The organism is Curtobacterium sp. MCLR17_045 (assembly GCF_003234405.1).
In the GTDB taxonomy this organism is placed as follows: Bacteria; Actinomycetota; Actinomycetes; order Actinomycetales; family Microbacteriaceae; genus Curtobacterium; species Curtobacterium flaccumfaciens.
Map to the genome: position 1 here is coordinate 62,867 of NZ_QKTB01000006.1, position 15,415 is coordinate 78,281.

Below are 15,415 nucleotides of genomic sequence, written 5' to 3' on the forward strand. Positions count from 1 at the left end.
CACCAGAACTAAGGTGATTCTTTGACTTTCTCAGACCTCAACATCGACCAGGACATCGTCGATGCACTGGCCGGCAAGGGCATCATCGAGCCCTTCCCGATCCAGGAACAGACCATCCCGCTCGGCCTGACCGGCCAGGACATCATCGGCCAGGCCAAGACGGGTACCGGCAAGACGCTCGGCTTCGGCCTGCCGCTGATCCAGCGACTCGGTGCCGACCCGGCGCACGGCGTGAAGGCGCTCGTCGTCGTCCCGACCCGTGAACTCGCGGTCCAGGTCACCGAGGACCTCGAACTCGCGGCCTCGAACCGTCCGACCACGGTCGTCTCGATCTACGGCGGCAAGGCCTACGAGGGCCAGGTGGAGCAGCTCAAGGCCGGTGCCCAGATCGTCGTCGGCACGCCCGGGCGGCTCATCGACCTGCAGCGGCAGCGTCTGCTCGACCTCTCCCACGTGCAAGAGGTGGTGCTCGACGAGGCCGACCGGATGCTCGACCTCGGGTTCCTGTCGGACATCGAGCGCATCTTCCAGGCCGTCCCCGAGGTGCGGCACACGATGCTGTTCTCGGCGACGATGCCCGCGCCGATCGTCGCCCTCGCCCGCCGGTTCATGAGCCGTCCGGTGCACATCCGGGCGACCGACCCGGACGAGGGCCTCATGCAGGCCAACATCAAGCACCTCATCTACCGTGCGCACTCCCTGGACAAGGACGAGGTCATCGCCCGCATCCTCCAGGCCGAGGGCCGCGGCAAGACCGTGATCTTCACCCGCACCAAGCGTGCCGCGGCGAAGCTCGTCGAGGAGCTGAAGGACCGCGGGTTCAACGCCGCAGCGGTGCACGGCGACCTCAACCAGGAGCAGCGCGAGCGCGCGATGGCGGCGTTCAAGGCCGGCAAGCGTGACGTGCTCATCGCCACCGACGTCGCCGCCCGCGGCATCGACGTCGACGACGTCACGCACGTGATCAACCACACGATCCCGGACGACCCGGACACGTACCTGCACCGCGCCGGCCGCACGGGCCGCGCCGGCAAGACCGGCATCGCGGTCACGTTCGTCGACTGGGACGACCTGCACAAGTGGACGCTGATCGACAAGGCGCTCGAGTTCGGCATCCCCGAGCCCGTCGAGACCTACTCGTCGTCGCCCCACCTGTTCGAGGAACTCGACATCCCCAAGGGCACCAAGGGCCGTCTGCCCGGCTCGTCGTCGCACGCCGCCTCGGCTGGCGCCCCCGTCGAGAAGCGCAGCAGCGACCGCCCGGCATCGGGTTCGGGTTCGGGTTCGCGTGACGCGTCGCGTTCGCGGTCGCGCAGCCGCACCCGGTCAGGAGGCTCGGAGCAGTCCGCCCCGCAGGCTCCGGCCACCGAGTCGGTCGCCTCCACCACCGCGGCGGGCACCGAGGACGGCTCGGCCGTCGAAGGTGGTTCCACCGACGGCGCCGCGAAGCGTCGCCGCCGTCGCCGCCGTCGCGGAGCCGGCACCGGCGATGCCTCGGCGACCGCCTCGGCACCGCAGGGCACGTCGGACGGCGAGTAGCGCCTCCAGACCGAAGGGCCCGTCGCTGACGCGACGGGCCCTTCGTCGTCCCCGCCCGCCGACTGCCCCGCGAGGGCGACAGATCGCCGCGAACTGTCAGCGGGTATCTGTCGCCCTCACGGATGGGTCAAGCCGCGCCGACCGAGATCTGTCGCTTCGGTGGGACGACGCGACGCGTCAGGCCAGGCGCGAGCCGGGTCCGACCACGGGAGCGCTGCCCGTCGCCTCGGACACGATCGCGTCGAACGAGACGCGTGCGGTGCGGTGCTCCCCCAGCCGGTTCGGCTTGCCGGTGCCGTGGTAGTCGCTCGAACCGGTGACGAACAGGCCGTAGCGCGTCGCCCAGTCGAGCAGGGTGCGCTTGCCGTGTGCCAGGTTCTCGCGGTGGTCGACCTCGAGCCCGCCGAGCCCGGCGTCGACCAGGTCGCGGAGCATCGGCTCGTCGATGACGATCCCGCGCGAGGACGCCGCCGGGTGCGCGATGACGGGCACGCCGCCGGCCTGCCGGATGAGTTCGACGCCGCGCAGGGGCGACGGTGCCTCGTGGGGTTCGTAGTAGCCGGACGCCGGGTGCAGGATGCCGCGGAACGCCGCGGACCGGTCGGACTCGAGCCCGCGGGCGACCAGGGCGTCGGCGATGTGCGGACGGCCGATCGTGGCACCGGGGCTGGACTGGGCCAGGACGTCCGCCCAGGTGATCGGGTGGTCCTCGGCGATGCGGTCGACCATGCGGTGCGCGCGGGACAGCCGGCCGTCGCGGATCCGGGTCGTCTCCTCGACCAGTCCGGGGTGTTCGGGGTCCACAAGGTAGCCGAGCACGTGCACGCTGCGGTAGCCGATCCGGGTGCTCAACTCGAGGCCGGGCAGCAGGGTCAGGGGCAGCTCGTGCGCCGCGGCCGTGGCGTCCGCCCACCCCGCGGTCGTGTCGTGGTCGGTCAGCGCGACGGCGTCGAGTCCGGCGGCCGCGGCCGCTCGGACGAGCTCCGCGGGACGCTCGGTGCCGTCGGAGACACTGGAGTGCGCGTGCAGGTCGATGAACGGGTCTGGCACGTGGCCAATGCTATCCACAGGTGAGCGGCCGCACAGGCCGGGTGTCGCCCGGCGGTGCGATGATGGACGCATGGCCGACACGACTCCCCGCGCGACGAGCAACCGATCCACGACCCCCGGGTCCTCGACCTTCAAGGATTTCATCGGGTCGCAGTGGGCCGAGCGCTCGGAAGCGCAGCCCGAGCCCCGCGAGCAGGCCGTGTTCGCCGCCGAGCGTCGCGCGCGCATCTCCGAGCTGCACCCGGGCCGCACGATCGTGGTGCCGGCCGGGCAGGCCAAGGTCCGCTCGAACGACTGCGACTACCCGTTCCGCCCGCACTCCACCTTCGCGCACCTGACCGGCTGGGGCACCGACACCGTCGTCGGCTCCGTGCTCGTGATGACGCCGAACGGCTCCGGCCACGACGCCACGCTGTACTTCCGTGCCACCGCGGGCCGCGACTCGGAAGAGTTCTACGCCAACCCCGAGATCGGGGAGTTCTGGGTCGGGCCGCGCCCCTCGCTCGACGCCGTCGCCGCCGACCTCGGGCTGGCCACGGCCGACCTCGGGGCGTTCACGGCCGTCGCCGATGCACTCGACGCATCGGCGCTGCTCGTGCGTGAAGCCGACGACGACCTGACCCGTTCCCTCGACGCCCGCATCGGCGCGGCCATCGGTGGCGCGGACGAGACCGAGGGGTCGCCGGCCACCGACGACCTGCTCGCCCGCGACCTGTCCGAGCTGCGACTGGTCAAGGACGCGTACGAGGTCCGTGAGCTCCGCAAGGCCGTCGACGCCACGAAGCACGGGTTCGACGACGTCATCGGCGACTTCGACGCCGTGCTCGCGCACCCGCGCGGTGAGCGCATCGTCGAGGGCACGTTCAACCGCCGGGCGCGCGCCGACGGCAACACCGTGGGCTACGACACCATCGCCGCCTCGGGCCACCACGCCTGCATCCTGCACTGGACCCGCAACGACGGCGCCGTACAGCCGGGCGATCTCATCCTCATCGACGCCGGGGTCGAGGTCGACTCGTTCTACACCGCCGACATCACCCGCACGCTCCCGGTGAGCGGCACGTTCTCCCCCGTGCAGCGGATGGTCTACGAAGCCGTGCTCGAGGCAGCCGACGCCGCGTTCGCGATCGTCAAGCCGGGCATCACGTTCCGCCAGGTGCACGCCACCGCGATGGAGGTCATCGCGCGCAAGACCGCCGAGTGGGGCTTCCTGCCGGTCTCTGCCGCCGAGTCGCTCGAGCCGGACAACCAGTTCCACCGTCGCTACATGGTGCACGGCACGAGCCACCACCTCGGGCTCGACGTGCACGACTGCGCGAAGGCCCGCCGCGAGATGTACCTCGACGGCACCGTGCAGGCCGGCATGGTCTTCACGATCGAGCCCGGGCTGTACTTCCAGCAGGACGACCTGACCGTGCCGGAGGAGTTCCGCGGCATCGGTGTCCGCATCGAGGACGACATCCTGGTGACCGAGGACGGCGCCGAGAACCTGTCCGTCGGCATCCCCCGGACCCCCTCGGAAGTGGAGGGGTGGATCGCCCGCTCGGGCCGCTAGCCTGATCGGGTGACCATGCCCGAGGCCTCCCCGAACACCATCTCGATCGAGGTCGAGCACTTCGACTCCCCCGACGCCCAGCGACTCCGTGCCGCCCAGCGCCTGGAGATCGACCGGGCGCACGGCGGCGACACCGAACCGGGTGAGAAGCCGACCGCCGAGTCGATCGCGGTGTTCTTCGTCGCACGGGACGAGTCCGGGACTCCCCTGGGGTGCGGGGGCCTGCGCATCGTCGACGACGGCATCGCCGAGATCAAGCGGATGTACGTCCGGCCGGAGTCCCGCGGGTCCGGCGCCGCGGCTGCGTTGCTGCGCCGGCTGGAAGAAGCGGCGCTCGACCTCGGGTCCCCGGCGCTCGTCCTCGAGACGGGCACGGAGCAGCAGCGCGCCGTCGGGTTCTACCAGCGCGAGGGGTTCCGGCGGATCGCGAACTTCGGGCCGTACGTCGGGGCGCCCCTGTCGGTCTGCTTCTCGAAGGTCCTCTAGCCGGCGCGAGCCTGCCCGGAGCGCGCCGCGCCGCGAGCAAGCCCGCCCGCGCCCGAGCCCGCTCGGCTCTCGGTCACGACGTGCCGTCGGCCCGAGGTCGAGCGGTCACGAACCGTCGTCTGGGCCGGCGCCGAACGACGATCTCCGACCGCTCGAGGCCGTGCGCGCGGGGTGTTGCGACCGCCCGACCGTCCGGACGACCACCCGGCGCCGCCGAGGTCGCGCGAAGTGCCGCCCGCGGAGCTCGGCGGCGACAGTTCCTGCGACCTCGGCGGACATGAACGGCGTGTCGAGCGATCTCGCGCGACCCGACCACGATCCGATCGCGCACAACCCGAAGACGAAGGCCGGTCGCGCCAGCCGGAGCGCGGCTAGCGGCGGTCGCTGTCCCTGTCGCCCTCGCGCGGCGCATCCGGCGAGGACGACGACGAGGGCTCCGGCGGCGTGGCACCGGCGACCCGCTCGCCGTAGCGCGGCGGCTCCTCGGGTCGACGCTCCGGCACCGGCGGGGCCGCGGGGGCGGCAGCCGTCTCGGGGGTCTCCCCGTACCGGGGTCCGTCGTTCGTGCCGTAGCGCGGCGGGCCCGAAGGCGCACCCGTCTGCGCGCCGGGGGCCGACGTGCCGGGGTGTTGCGGGCCTCCCGGCTGCTGGTGCGGTGTGGCGTGCCCGCCGTACGGCGACTGCTGCTGCGGCGGGACCCCACCGGGGCCCGGACGCCACTGCTGCTGCTGCTGCTGCTGCTGCTGCTGCTGGGGAGCGTCGTTCCAGTGCGTGGACGGGGTCGCCCCGTGCTCACCGAGGATGCGCTGCGCCTGCCCGGTCAGCTGCGGGTTGACGACGATCTGGTAGTTCGTGGCGAGCACCTGGTGCACGCTCGTGAAGTCGCGCTGCCGCTTCGTGATCGCGAACGAGACGATGCCGTAGAGCATGCCGAACGCGGCACCGATGATCGCGGCCGCCAGGATCAGACCTCCGGCGCTCGGCGAGAAGAGCGTGAGCACGATGCCGAAGAAGATGCCGAGCCACAGGCCGGACAGCGCACCGGCGATGGCGGCACGGCCGTAGGTCATCTTGCCGGTGACCCGCTCGACCGTCTTCAGGTCGTTGCCGACGATCGAGAGCTGGTTGACGGGGAAGTCGGCCTCGGCCAGCTTCGCCACCACGCGCTGTGCGTCGGGGTAGCTGTCGTACGTTCCCAGGACGTCGCCCTTGGGCAGCGTCGGGAACGCCTGGGCGGTCCTGCCGGCGAAGGGGCTCTGATTGCTCACACAGCCATCATTCACCGCACACCTTGCAATCGCACGTGCACTCTCAGGGAAGCAGCCGATCGGAAGCCACCGACCGGTGCCGTCGGCGGCGCGAGCGAACGCGCACACCCGAGCGACTACGCTGGGTCGGGTGAGCGCCACGAAGGTCTTCGTCGCCCGCCTCGCCGGGTGCTCCGTCTTCGACCCCGCGGGCGACCGCGTCGGCAGGGTCCGGGACGTCCTGGTCGTCTACCGCCGGGCCGATCCCCCGCACGTGGTCGGGCTCATCGTCGAGGTGCCCGGCAAGCGCCGCATCTTCGTGAGCATCGGCCGCATCACCTCCATCGGTGCCGGGCAGGTCATCACGACCGGCCTCGTGAACATGCGCCGCTTCGAGCAGCGTGGCGGCGAGGTCCGCGTCATCGCCGAGATGCTCGGCCGCAAGGTGCTCATCAAGAACCAGCGGATCCGCGCCACCATCGAGGACGTCGCGATCGAGGACCGCGGGCAGGGCGACTGGGAGGTCGCGCAGCTCTTCCTCCGCAAGCCGAAGACCACCCCGTCGCCGTTCGGCAAGGGCCCCACGACGTTCGCGACCTGGAACGAGGTCACCGAGGACGAGCTCCCCGGCGAGGCCCAGTCCGCCGAGCACGTCATCGCCGCTTACTCCGACCTGCTGCCCGCCGACCTCGCGTCGACGCTGCTCGACCTGCCCGCCGAGCGCCGGTTCGAGGTCGCCGAGGAACTCCCCGACGACCGCCTCGCCGACGTGCTCGAGGAGATGCCCGACCAGGAGCGCATCGAGATCCTCACCCGGCTGGTCGACGCCCGTGCCGCCGACGTCCTCGACCAGATGCAGCCGGACGACGCGGCCGACGTCCTCGCCCAGTTCTCCGACGAGCGGAGTGAAGCCCTCCTGCAGCTCATGGAGCCGGAGGAGGCGCAGGACGTCCGCATGCTCCTGGAGTACGAGCCGGACACCGCCGGTGGTCTGATGACCACCGAACCGGTGATCGTCTCGGCCGACGCCACCGTGGCCGAGGGCCTCGCGCTGGTCCGCCGCCACGAGCTCGCACCGGTGCTCGGCGCCGCCGTCTGCGTCACCCTGCCGCCGTACGAGCCACCGACCGGTCGGTTCCTCGGACTCGTGCACTTCCAGCGGATGCTCCGCTACCCGCCGAACGAGCGGCTCGGCACGCTCATCGACCAGCAGACCGAACCGGTCCGGGTCGACGCGAGCGCCGCCGAGGTCACCCGCATCATGGCGACCTACAACCTGCTGTCCGTCCCCGTGGTCGACGACGCCCACCGTCTCGTCGGGGTGGTGACGATCGACGATGTCCTCGACCACGTCCTGCCGGACGACTGGCGAAGTCAGGGCGAGGGGGAACCCTCACCGCTTCCACGCCAACGCCCGCGCAGGACACCCGTGACGACGGGAAGGAGGACCACCCGTGGCCCGAACGGATGACAACCGTCGCGACCGTGACCGCCAAGAGGTCCGGCTCGACTCCCCCAAGGGCATGCGCACGCGTGTGCTCCCCAGCCGCCGCCGTGGTCGCGGGGACACCTTCGGTCGTGCGACCGAGGGCATCGCTCGCGGGATGGGCACGCCGTGGTTCCTCATCGGTCTCACGCTGTTCTGCGTGGTCTGGATGGGCTACAACACCCTGGCGCCGAAGCCGTGGCAGTTCGACTCGGCGGCCATCGGCTTCACGGCTCTGACGCTCGTGCTCTCGCTGCAGGCCTCGTACGCCGCCCCGCTGATCCTGCTCGCGCAGAACCGGCAGGACGACCGCGACCGCGTGCAGTTCGAGCAGGACCGCCAGCGTGCCGAACGCAACCTGGCCGACACCGAGTACCTGGCCCGCGAGGTCGTTGCCCTGCGCCTGGCGATGCGGGACATGGCGTCGAAGGACTTCATCCGCGCTGAGCTCCGCTCCCTGCTCGAGGAGCTCGACCGCCGCGACGCCGACGAGGCCGGGTACGCGGACGAACACGACAGCTCCACCCGTGGCTGACGCCGTCCCCACCGACGAACAGCTCGGCACGGCGGTCCTCGCCGCGCTCGACCGCGTCATCGACCCCGAGATCCGCCGCCCCGTCACGGAGCTCGACATGATCCGTGGTGTCGACGTGCAGCCAGGAGGCGCGGTGCGCGTCGACCTGCAGCTCACGATCGTGGGATGCCCCGCCGCCGACACCATCGAGCGCGACGTCCGCGCCGCCGCCGGGTCCGTCCCGGGGGTCGTCGCAGTCGACGTCGACGTGTCCGTGATGGACCCGGCCACTCGTGCCGCGCTGACCGAGCGGCTGCGAGCCGGCCGTCCCAAGGGCGTCCAGTTCACCCCGGACTCGCTCACGCGCGTCATCGCCGTCACGAGCGGCAAGGGTGGCGTCGGCAAGTCCACCGTCACCGTGAACCTCGCCGTCGCGCTCGCCCGCCGGGGCCTGCGGGTCGGGGTCGTCGACGTCGATGTGCACGGCTTCAGCGTCCCCGGCCTGATGGGTCTGACCGACGAGCACGGGGTCGCACCCCGCCCGACCCGCGTGGACAGCATGATCCTGCCGCCGGTGGCGCACGACGTGAAGGTCGTCTCGATCGGCATGTTCGTCGACGACGTCTCGACCGCGGTGTCGTGGCGCGGACCGATGCTGCACCGCACCGTGAACCAGTTCCTGACCGACGTGTTCTTCGGCGACCTCGACGTCCTGCTGCTCGACCTGCCCCCGGGCACCGGCGACGTCGCGATCTCGGTGGGGCAGTTGCTGCCGCACGCCGAGGTCCTGGTCGTCACGACCCCGCAGGCCGCCGCGGCCGACGTCGCCGAGCGCAGCGGGATCGTCGCCCGGCAGACCGGGCAGCGGGTCATCGGCGTGGTCGAGAACATGGCGGGGCTCGTGCAGCCCGACGGCTCGGTGCTGCACCTGTTCGGCGAGGGTGGTGGCGCCGAGACCGCCGCACGGCTCTCCCGCGGGCAGGACGCCCCCGTCCCGGTGCTCGGCAGCGTGCCGCTGTCCGTGCCGCTGCGCGAGGGCGGTGACGCAGGCGTCCCGGTGGTGCTCGGTGCCCCGGAGGACCCGTCCGCCGTGGCCCTGACGGCGATCGCCGACCGGATCACCACGATGGGACGCGGGCTCGCCGGCCGGAAGCTCGGGTTGTCGCTGTCCTAGGCTCCCGAAAACGCGGATACCTCAACCAACACGCGCGCTCTCCAGAGAACCCGACAATATATCGAGATGGACTATGACCTTGACCGTCTAGGGAACAAGCAGTTCGAACATCTCTCGCAGAGTCTGACTGCTGCTGAAGTGGGTGCGCGAGTCAGTACATTCGGGGCTGGCGCCGACGGAGGTCGCGAAGCGACATGGACCGGAGGGGATATTGCACTGTCCACGCACGGAGACTGGCGGGGGTACTCCGTACTCCAAGCCAAACACCGTGAATTTCCAGAAGCACCAGCGAGTAATCTGACTTGGCTGAAGCGACAGCTGCGAGAAGAAATAGCACGGTGGAGCGCTCATAGAGCTTCAAAATCGAGGAAGCTACCAGAATTTTATCTCGTCTCCACCAATGTTCGCTTAAGTGCAGCCGACGGCGGGGGCAAGGACGAGATTGCCAAATGGCTTGGAGCAGAATTCAGCCGACAGGGTCTCAGGTTGACCGGCTGGAGGATTTGGGATTACGACGACCTTCGCCTTTTGCTCGACAAGCATGGCGAAGTGCGTCGGGCATATCGCGCGCTGGTGACGCCAGGCGACGTCCTCTTCAACCTGTTGGAACCTTCGCGATTCTCCGAACGTTTCGACCTCGCATTGCAGCTACATGCCGCAAATCAAATGAGGCGAGAGCACCGCCTCAAATTGGGGCAAGCCGGCGAAGCAAAGGACACCCCCCTAGCAATCTCGGCTGTCTACATGGACCTTCCATACATCGGGATTGATACACTACAAAGAGAGCCGCGCGTTACCGCTCACCTCTTTGACACGTTTGACAGTCATTCGAACCAACGCCCCACCGGCTCTAACTTCCATGTCCTGATCGGGGGCCCCGGCCAGGGCAAAAGCACGGTCAGTCAATTCATTGCACTGTCATACCGTGCGGCTTTTCTTGGAGGTTCCACGGTAATAAATGACGCAGAGACCTCAAAAATTGCAGCCGATATCGAGCGTCGACAGGAACACAACTCCCTTCATATCGCTAGCCGACGCTGGCCTGCCCGAATAGTCCTGAGCGAGTTCGCGGACAGCCTAGCAGCGGGAGAAACCAAAACGGTACTGGACTTTCTCGCCGCAGAGATAAGTCAGGCCGGGCAGCCCGTCACCTCAGGGGACCTTTCAAAGTGGATGGAGGATCACCCCTGGCTCGTGATCCTCGACGGATTCGACGAAGTTCCAGCAACGAGCGACCGACAAGCTGTACTGCAGTCCGTCGCCGATTTGGTATCGCACGCGAATACCGTCGGAGCAGACGTACATTTCGTCGCAACGACGCGCCCTCAGGGGTACTCCAACGAATTTAGCAGATCCCGCAATATTCACCTCGCACCGCTTTCTCCGTCCGAAGCACTGGGGTACGCCGAAGAGTTCCTCACCGCACGCAATGGCGCGAACACAGCGGCCAACGACCGCACGAACCGCGAACTCAGAAAGGCCGTGAGAGTCGATGCCACCCGACGACTCTTTGAATCACCCTTACAGGTAACCATTCTCGCAATTTTGCTGGAGCGGCTAGGCCACACTCCCGGTGACCGCTGGCAGCTCTTCTGGAACTACTACCAGGTGATCATGCAACGCGAGCAGGAGAAGCCCGGTGAACTTGCACAACTGCTCAGACAATACACGTCGGACATCAATTATCTGCATCGAAAAGTGGGAATCCTGCTTCAGGAAAGCAGCGCGCAATCCGGACGCGCCAGCGCCAGTCTCACTACACGAGACTTTGCGTCGATTGTCGAAGAGCGCCTCCTCGAGATGGAGCACTCGCCAGGCGAGGCAAAACACCTCACGGACCGCATTCTCTCCCTAGCCACCGAGCGCCTTGTATTCCTCGCGCGCCTTTCCGCAGAGTCAATAGGGTTCGAGATTCGCTCTATCCAAGAGTTCATGGCAGCCGAGCACGTTGTCCTAGACTGTCCCGAGAGCTCGGTTCTCGATCACTTGCGGTTGCGCTCACTAGTACCGCATTGGCGGAATGTCATTCTCTTTGCGGTTGGTCGGATCTTCTTCGAGAAGGAACTCTTGAAGCCAGGCGTCGACCACCTTTGCGCAGATCTAGACTCGGCCAGCCCTGCTCACTCCGTTAACAGAAGCGGTGGGAGGCTCGCTCTGGACATTCTCCTAGATGGGTCCTGCGCGAACCAGCCTAAGTACGCACGCACTCTTGCAGCTCGGGCCGGCTCGCTGCTATCCGCTGTCGACCTTCGTCTTCTCGCTGGTCTTGAGCGGCTTCCAGAAGGGCACGCTAGGAAGGTCGTTCGAGCTGAAGCGAGCCGCCTCATGCGACTCGGCGAGCCTGCCTCATTCGGCGCTTTGAGCTATTTCGCGCGCGAGGCAGCGGCTGGCGATGAGGAATCGGCAGCTGCGGTGAATTCCCACTTCGAGAACGCGATGCCTTCTGCACAAGCCCATCTCGTCAAATTCGCCTGGGGACAACATTCTCTCACAATGGACGAAGCCGCGAGTAGCTTGCTCGAGGATTTACAGCCGTCAAATTTCCTCGGTGAACAGAATTCGATCGTCGGTTACGCTGATCCCGAAAATCTGCCGAGTAACCTCCTGTCACGACTCAAGATTTCCTGTAGCCCGGCAGTCGATTCCGACCGGATAGAGGTGCTGCACGGAGAACACTCTCTTCAACTGTCGATAGTTCTGCGACGCGTTCTGGATTGCGCGAGGCCACTTAAGCACCCTGCGCTTGAAAATTTGCCCGGCTCGGAGTGGAGTTACGTTCGAGCTGCTGCGCGTGCCGACACAGCGGACGGAGTCGCCGTTGTACTCGCCTCGCTCGCGAAGAATCCGTCGCTTGCGAGCCTGCAGATCCGGCACAGCTGGCTCGTCGAGGGGTTGCTGAAGTGGTGCGTAGGCGATGACGGTGCGAACATGGACTACCTGGACGGCATCACTTCAGCGGTCCGAAATGGAGTACTGGGTTCCATCGAGGAGTGGACTGCCGCAGAGGACCGTGCTGTAGCTAACGGGGTTCAACTCGAGCACAGTGGTACACATCCTCTCGACGACAAATACTCGCTGGAGGACCGCCTAGACGCCATTCTACTCCACGGTGGATCTTTTGAGGCAAGTTCCCCATACGACGCAGAGAGCTTGGCTGCCGCAATCCGCGACTGCGAGATACTCTCCGAGGTATCAGCCTCAACGTCTCATATCTCACTGCGAGCCACTTACCTTGATCTGTTGCATTTCATGGCATCACTATCTTCGCGAGCGATCATCGACAACGCGGATGGCGATCTCGACGCTGTTGTTCTTCACGAAAGCCAGCGAGCCCTCGACCGATTTACCATGAACCTCCTGGCCTCTCCAATTCCCCTAGCGACTCCCCTCAGCGGCGCATTGTGGATCGACTGGCTAGGATCGATCGCTTCACCTGAATTAATCGAGTCTGATTACCTTGCGAAACTTGCCGCGTCTCGTATTTCTCGGCCAGAGCCAAACGAGAGTCTTGCGCTTGCACTCTACGGGGCCGCTCTCGAGAATTCCACTGCAGGTATTCTTCGACTTTGCGTCCTATTTGATCCTCGACTCATTTTCTCACCGGCAATGGAAGACTGGACAGGCACAGAAGGTCTCCCCGCAACTCTGTCTGCGGCAATGGATGCGGCGCGTTTGATTCAAGCCTCGCCGGGGTCAGGCGAACTTGAAGCGTTGCTTGGACGACTCGTCGCCGACGGCCCCCATGCAAGCGTTTTCGAGCCATCGGTACTGCGCTTGTGGCTGGAGGGCCTACGTCGCAGTGAATTCACGACGCAGGAAGAAGCGATCGCCAACGCTGCCATGATCACGTTCGGTCTCGACGAGAACGTTGCCGCCATCGCCGCTGCTGCCAGCCTCGAAATCGCTCGCGGAGAAGCGGGGTCTTTCGAAGCTATCTGACGGGTGCAGGCCTGCCGGACCCTGCCGTGGCGGTTCAGCTCCCGCATGGTCAAGACCGACACCGGCTCATGGGCCTGGCCGGAACACGACCGCGACCGGATGCCGACGACCTACACGATCGTCGCCACCCGCGACTGACGACGCGACCCCCAGACGGACTGGAGGCCCGGTGCCAGCTGGCACCGGGCCTCCAGTCCGTCACGTGGGGACGTGACGGGCGTCAGGTCGCCTCGGCGTCGAAGGGTGCCGGTTCACCGGCGGCCAGGGGCACGACGGGAGCCGTCGCGCGCACCTTCGAGGCCGTGACCTGCGCGGTCTGCACGGCGGCCGCACTGGAACCGGAGTCGAGCAGGGCGTCTCGGATGATGCGGCGCGGGTCGTACTGGCGCGGGTCGAGCTTCTGCCACTCGATGTCGTCGAACTCGGGGCCCATCTCGTCGCGCATCCGCTCCTTCGCGGTGTCGGCGAAGCGACGGACGGCCTTGACGAACTCGGCCAGCTTCTGGGCGTACATCGGCAGGCGCTGCGGCCCGAGCAAGAGGACGCCGATGACCCCGATGATCAGGATCTTGTCGAGCGGGATGTCCACGCGAGCGAGCCTAACGCGTGCTGCTGCGTTGCACCTCTAGAGTTGTCTCCCGAACGGAGTGTGCGTGTCAGAGAAAGAGTCGAACTGGAAGTTCGCCGAGGACATCGTCTCGGAGACCGAGGCGATCGCCCGTGCTCGTGAGCACTCCCTGGAACTCGGAGTCGAAGCGATCTCGCCCGCGATCGGTGCGCAGATCGGGGTCATCGCGGCAGCCTCGCGAGCCACGAGCATCATCGAGATCGGCACCGGCCTCGGGGTCTCCGGCCTGTACCTGCTCGCCGGCGCCCCGAACGCGACCCTGACGACGATCGACGTCGAGGTCGACCACCAGCAGTTCGCCCGCGACGCCTACATCAGCGCCGGCACCGCTCCCGCACGGATCCGGCTCATCCCCGGTCGGGCGAACCAGGTCCTCCCCCGCATGAACGAGGCCTCGTACGACGTCGTCCTCGTCGACGCCGACCCCGAGCACGTCATCGAGTACGTCGAGCACGGTCTCCGGCTCGCCCGCCTGGGTGGCACCGTCCTGGTGCCGCACGCCCTGTGGCGCGGACGCGTGGCCGACCCGGTGAAGCGCGACCGCGCCACCACGGACTTCCGGCTGCTCCTGACCGAGGTGTCGACCTCGGGTGCGGTGCGCAGCGCGCTGTCGCCCGCCGGTGACGGGCTGCTGCAGTTGACGAAGGTCACCAACTAGCGCTCGACCCGCCGGCGCTCGCGCAGGTCAGTCGAGGTGCCGCAGGTACCGCTCCGGGGACTCGAGGAACGCCCGCTGGTTCCGCACCAGGTCGAGGTCGCGCCACTCGGTGCGCCGCAGGCCCCACTCGCCGACCTCGTGGATCGTCGCGCCCGGGAACGCGGCGAGCACGGGTGAGTGGGTCGAGAGCACGACCTGGCCGACGCCGCTCTCGACGATCGAGCGCAACAGTGCGATCAGGGTGAGGCAGCCCGAGAACGACAGGGCGGACTCCGGCTCGTCGAGGATCCAGAGGCCGGGCCAACGCGCCCGGTCGATGACGAAGTCCAGGAATGCCTCGCCGTGGCTGCGCTCGTGGAACACCGGCTCGGGGCGACTGCGGTTCGGGTGCTCCTCGAGGTAGGTGAAGAAGCCGTGCATCGTCTCAGCACGCAGGAAGAAACCACCGCGGGGCGCACCGAAGTCACGTCGCAGGGCGATGTGCTGCCACAGGTCCGACTCGGACGGACGGGTCGAGTGGTGTGCCCCGGTCGAGCCGCCTTCCGGGGACATCCCGAACGCGAGCGCGATGGCCTCGATCAGGGTCGACTTGCCGACACCGTTGTCCCCGACGAACACCGTCACCGGGTCCAGGTCGAGGCCCTCGTCGAGCAGCTGCCGGATCGGCGGGAGCGTGGCCGGCCACTCGTCGCGCGGCATCGGGTCCGGGTCGCGGTACTCCTCGACGCGTCGGATGGGCAGGTGGGTCCTCGGCACGGCCCCATCCTGCCGGAGCCGACCGACACCGCGTGGGGACGCCCGCTACCGGCGGGCAGACGGAAGGCCCGGAGCGTACACGCTCCGGGCCTTCCGTTCTGGTGCTTCGACGTACTAGGCCGAGACGACCTCAGCGAGTGCGTCGTGGAGTTCCTTGGCCTCGGCATCGTTGACCGAGACGACCAGGCGGCCTCCACCTTCGAGCGGAACCCGCACGATGATGAGTCGACCCTCCTTAACAGCCTCCATCGGCCCGTCACCGGTCCTCGGCTTCATGGCTGCCATCAGATGTCCCCTTTCGTGCAGTAAATGCAGCCCCATTATCCCGTATGGAGGGGGCAACTGCGAAACCGCCCAGGTTGGGGGTGTCGGATGTGTCGTTC

Annotated in this window: 13 protein-coding genes; 8 read left to right on the forward strand and 5 right to left on the reverse strand. The window is 67.6% G+C overall.

The features are described from left to right. Positions 1 to 21 precede the first annotated feature (21 nt). The gene (locus tag DEJ05_RS06260; RefSeq protein ID WP_111110018.1) at positions 22 to 1,539 is read left to right on the forward strand and encodes a DEAD/DEAH box helicase; all 1,518 of its coding nucleotides are present in this window, start codon (positions 22 to 24) and stop codon (positions 1,537 to 1,539) included. Between the two features lie 177 nt (positions 1,540 to 1,716). Here DEJ05_RS06260 and DEJ05_RS06265 read toward each other — a convergent pair whose 3' ends face one another. Next, positions 1,717 to 2,589: a PHP domain-containing protein gene (locus DEJ05_RS06265; protein ID WP_027464577.1), complete on the reverse strand. Its 873-nt coding sequence runs from the start codon at positions 2,587 to 2,589 to the stop codon at positions 1,717 to 1,719. 70 nt (positions 2,590 to 2,659) lie between these two features. On the opposite strand from DEJ05_RS06265, the gene DEJ05_RS06270 reads away from it, so the two are divergent. Both DEJ05_RS06270 and DEJ05_RS06275 read left to right on the forward strand, forming a co-directional pair. Beyond that, positions 2,660 to 4,144: an aminopeptidase P family protein gene (locus tag DEJ05_RS06270; protein ID WP_110864453.1), complete on the forward strand. Its 1,485-nt coding sequence runs from the start codon at positions 2,660 to 2,662 to the stop codon at positions 4,142 to 4,144. Positions 4,145 to 4,159: 15 nt separating this feature from the next. Continuing rightward, positions 4,160 to 4,630, forward strand: a complete 471-nt coding sequence (locus tag DEJ05_RS06275; protein WP_071405472.1) for a GNAT family N-acetyltransferase — start codon at positions 4,160 to 4,162, stop codon at positions 4,628 to 4,630. A gap of 371 nt (positions 4,631 to 5,001) precedes the next feature. On the opposite strand, the gene DEJ05_RS06280 is transcribed toward DEJ05_RS06275, so the two are convergent. Then, complete coding sequence (locus DEJ05_RS06280) at positions 5,002 to 5,898, reverse strand: general stress protein (protein WP_111110019.1); 897 nt, start codon at positions 5,896 to 5,898, stop codon at positions 5,002 to 5,004. 130 nt (positions 5,899 to 6,028) lie between these two features. On the opposite strand from DEJ05_RS06280, the gene DEJ05_RS06285 reads away from it, so the two are divergent. The 4 genes from DEJ05_RS06285 (at position 6,029) to DEJ05_RS17810 (ending at position 12,990) form a co-directional block, all read left to right on the forward strand. Further along, complete coding sequence (locus tag DEJ05_RS06285) at positions 6,029 to 7,348, forward strand: magnesium transporter MgtE N-terminal domain-containing protein (protein WP_027464574.1); 1,320 nt, start codon at positions 6,029 to 6,031, stop codon at positions 7,346 to 7,348. 52 nt (positions 7,349 to 7,400) lie between these two features. Beyond that, positions 7,401 to 7,898 (forward strand): DUF1003 domain-containing protein, encoded by a 498-nt coding sequence (locus DEJ05_RS06290; RefSeq protein ID WP_042539423.1) that lies wholly within the window; start codon positions 7,401 to 7,403, stop codon positions 7,896 to 7,898. Further along, complete coding sequence (locus tag DEJ05_RS06295) at positions 7,891 to 9,051, forward strand: P-loop NTPase (protein ID WP_111029549.1); 1,161 nt, start codon at positions 7,891 to 7,893, stop codon at positions 9,049 to 9,051. Before DEJ05_RS06290 ends, DEJ05_RS06295 begins: the two co-directional genes overlap by 8 nt. Before the next feature lie 66 nt (positions 9,052 to 9,117). Then, entirely contained in the window at positions 9,118 to 12,990 is a 3,873-nt protein-coding gene (locus tag DEJ05_RS17810) for an NACHT domain-containing NTPase (protein ID WP_146245029.1), read from the forward strand. A gap of 220 nt (positions 12,991 to 13,210) precedes the next feature. Here the strand turns inward: DEJ05_RS17810 and DEJ05_RS06305 are convergent, their stop codons facing one another. Continuing rightward, positions 13,211 to 13,579, reverse strand: a complete 369-nt coding sequence (locus DEJ05_RS06305) for a twin-arginine translocase TatA/TatE family subunit (RefSeq protein WP_110894138.1) — start codon at positions 13,577 to 13,579, stop codon at positions 13,211 to 13,213. 64 nt (positions 13,580 to 13,643) lie between these two features. Here DEJ05_RS06305 and DEJ05_RS06310 point away from each other — a divergent pair, with 64 nt between their 5' ends. Next, positions 13,644 to 14,276 (forward strand): O-methyltransferase, encoded by a 633-nt coding sequence (locus DEJ05_RS06310; protein ID WP_017887052.1) that lies wholly within the window; start codon positions 13,644 to 13,646, stop codon positions 14,274 to 14,276. Between the two features lie 27 nt (positions 14,277 to 14,303). Here DEJ05_RS06310 and DEJ05_RS06315 read toward each other — a convergent pair whose 3' ends face one another. Then, a complete protein-coding gene (locus tag DEJ05_RS06315; protein WP_111029550.1) occupies positions 14,304 to 15,032 on the reverse strand; it encodes an AAA family ATPase in 729 nt (242 codons plus the stop codon). 114 nt (positions 15,033 to 15,146) lie between these two features. After that, positions 15,147 to 15,317: a DUF3117 domain-containing protein gene (locus DEJ05_RS06320; protein WP_017887054.1), complete on the reverse strand. Its 171-nt coding sequence runs from the start codon at positions 15,315 to 15,317 to the stop codon at positions 15,147 to 15,149. Positions 15,318 to 15,415: the final 98 nt, after the last annotated feature.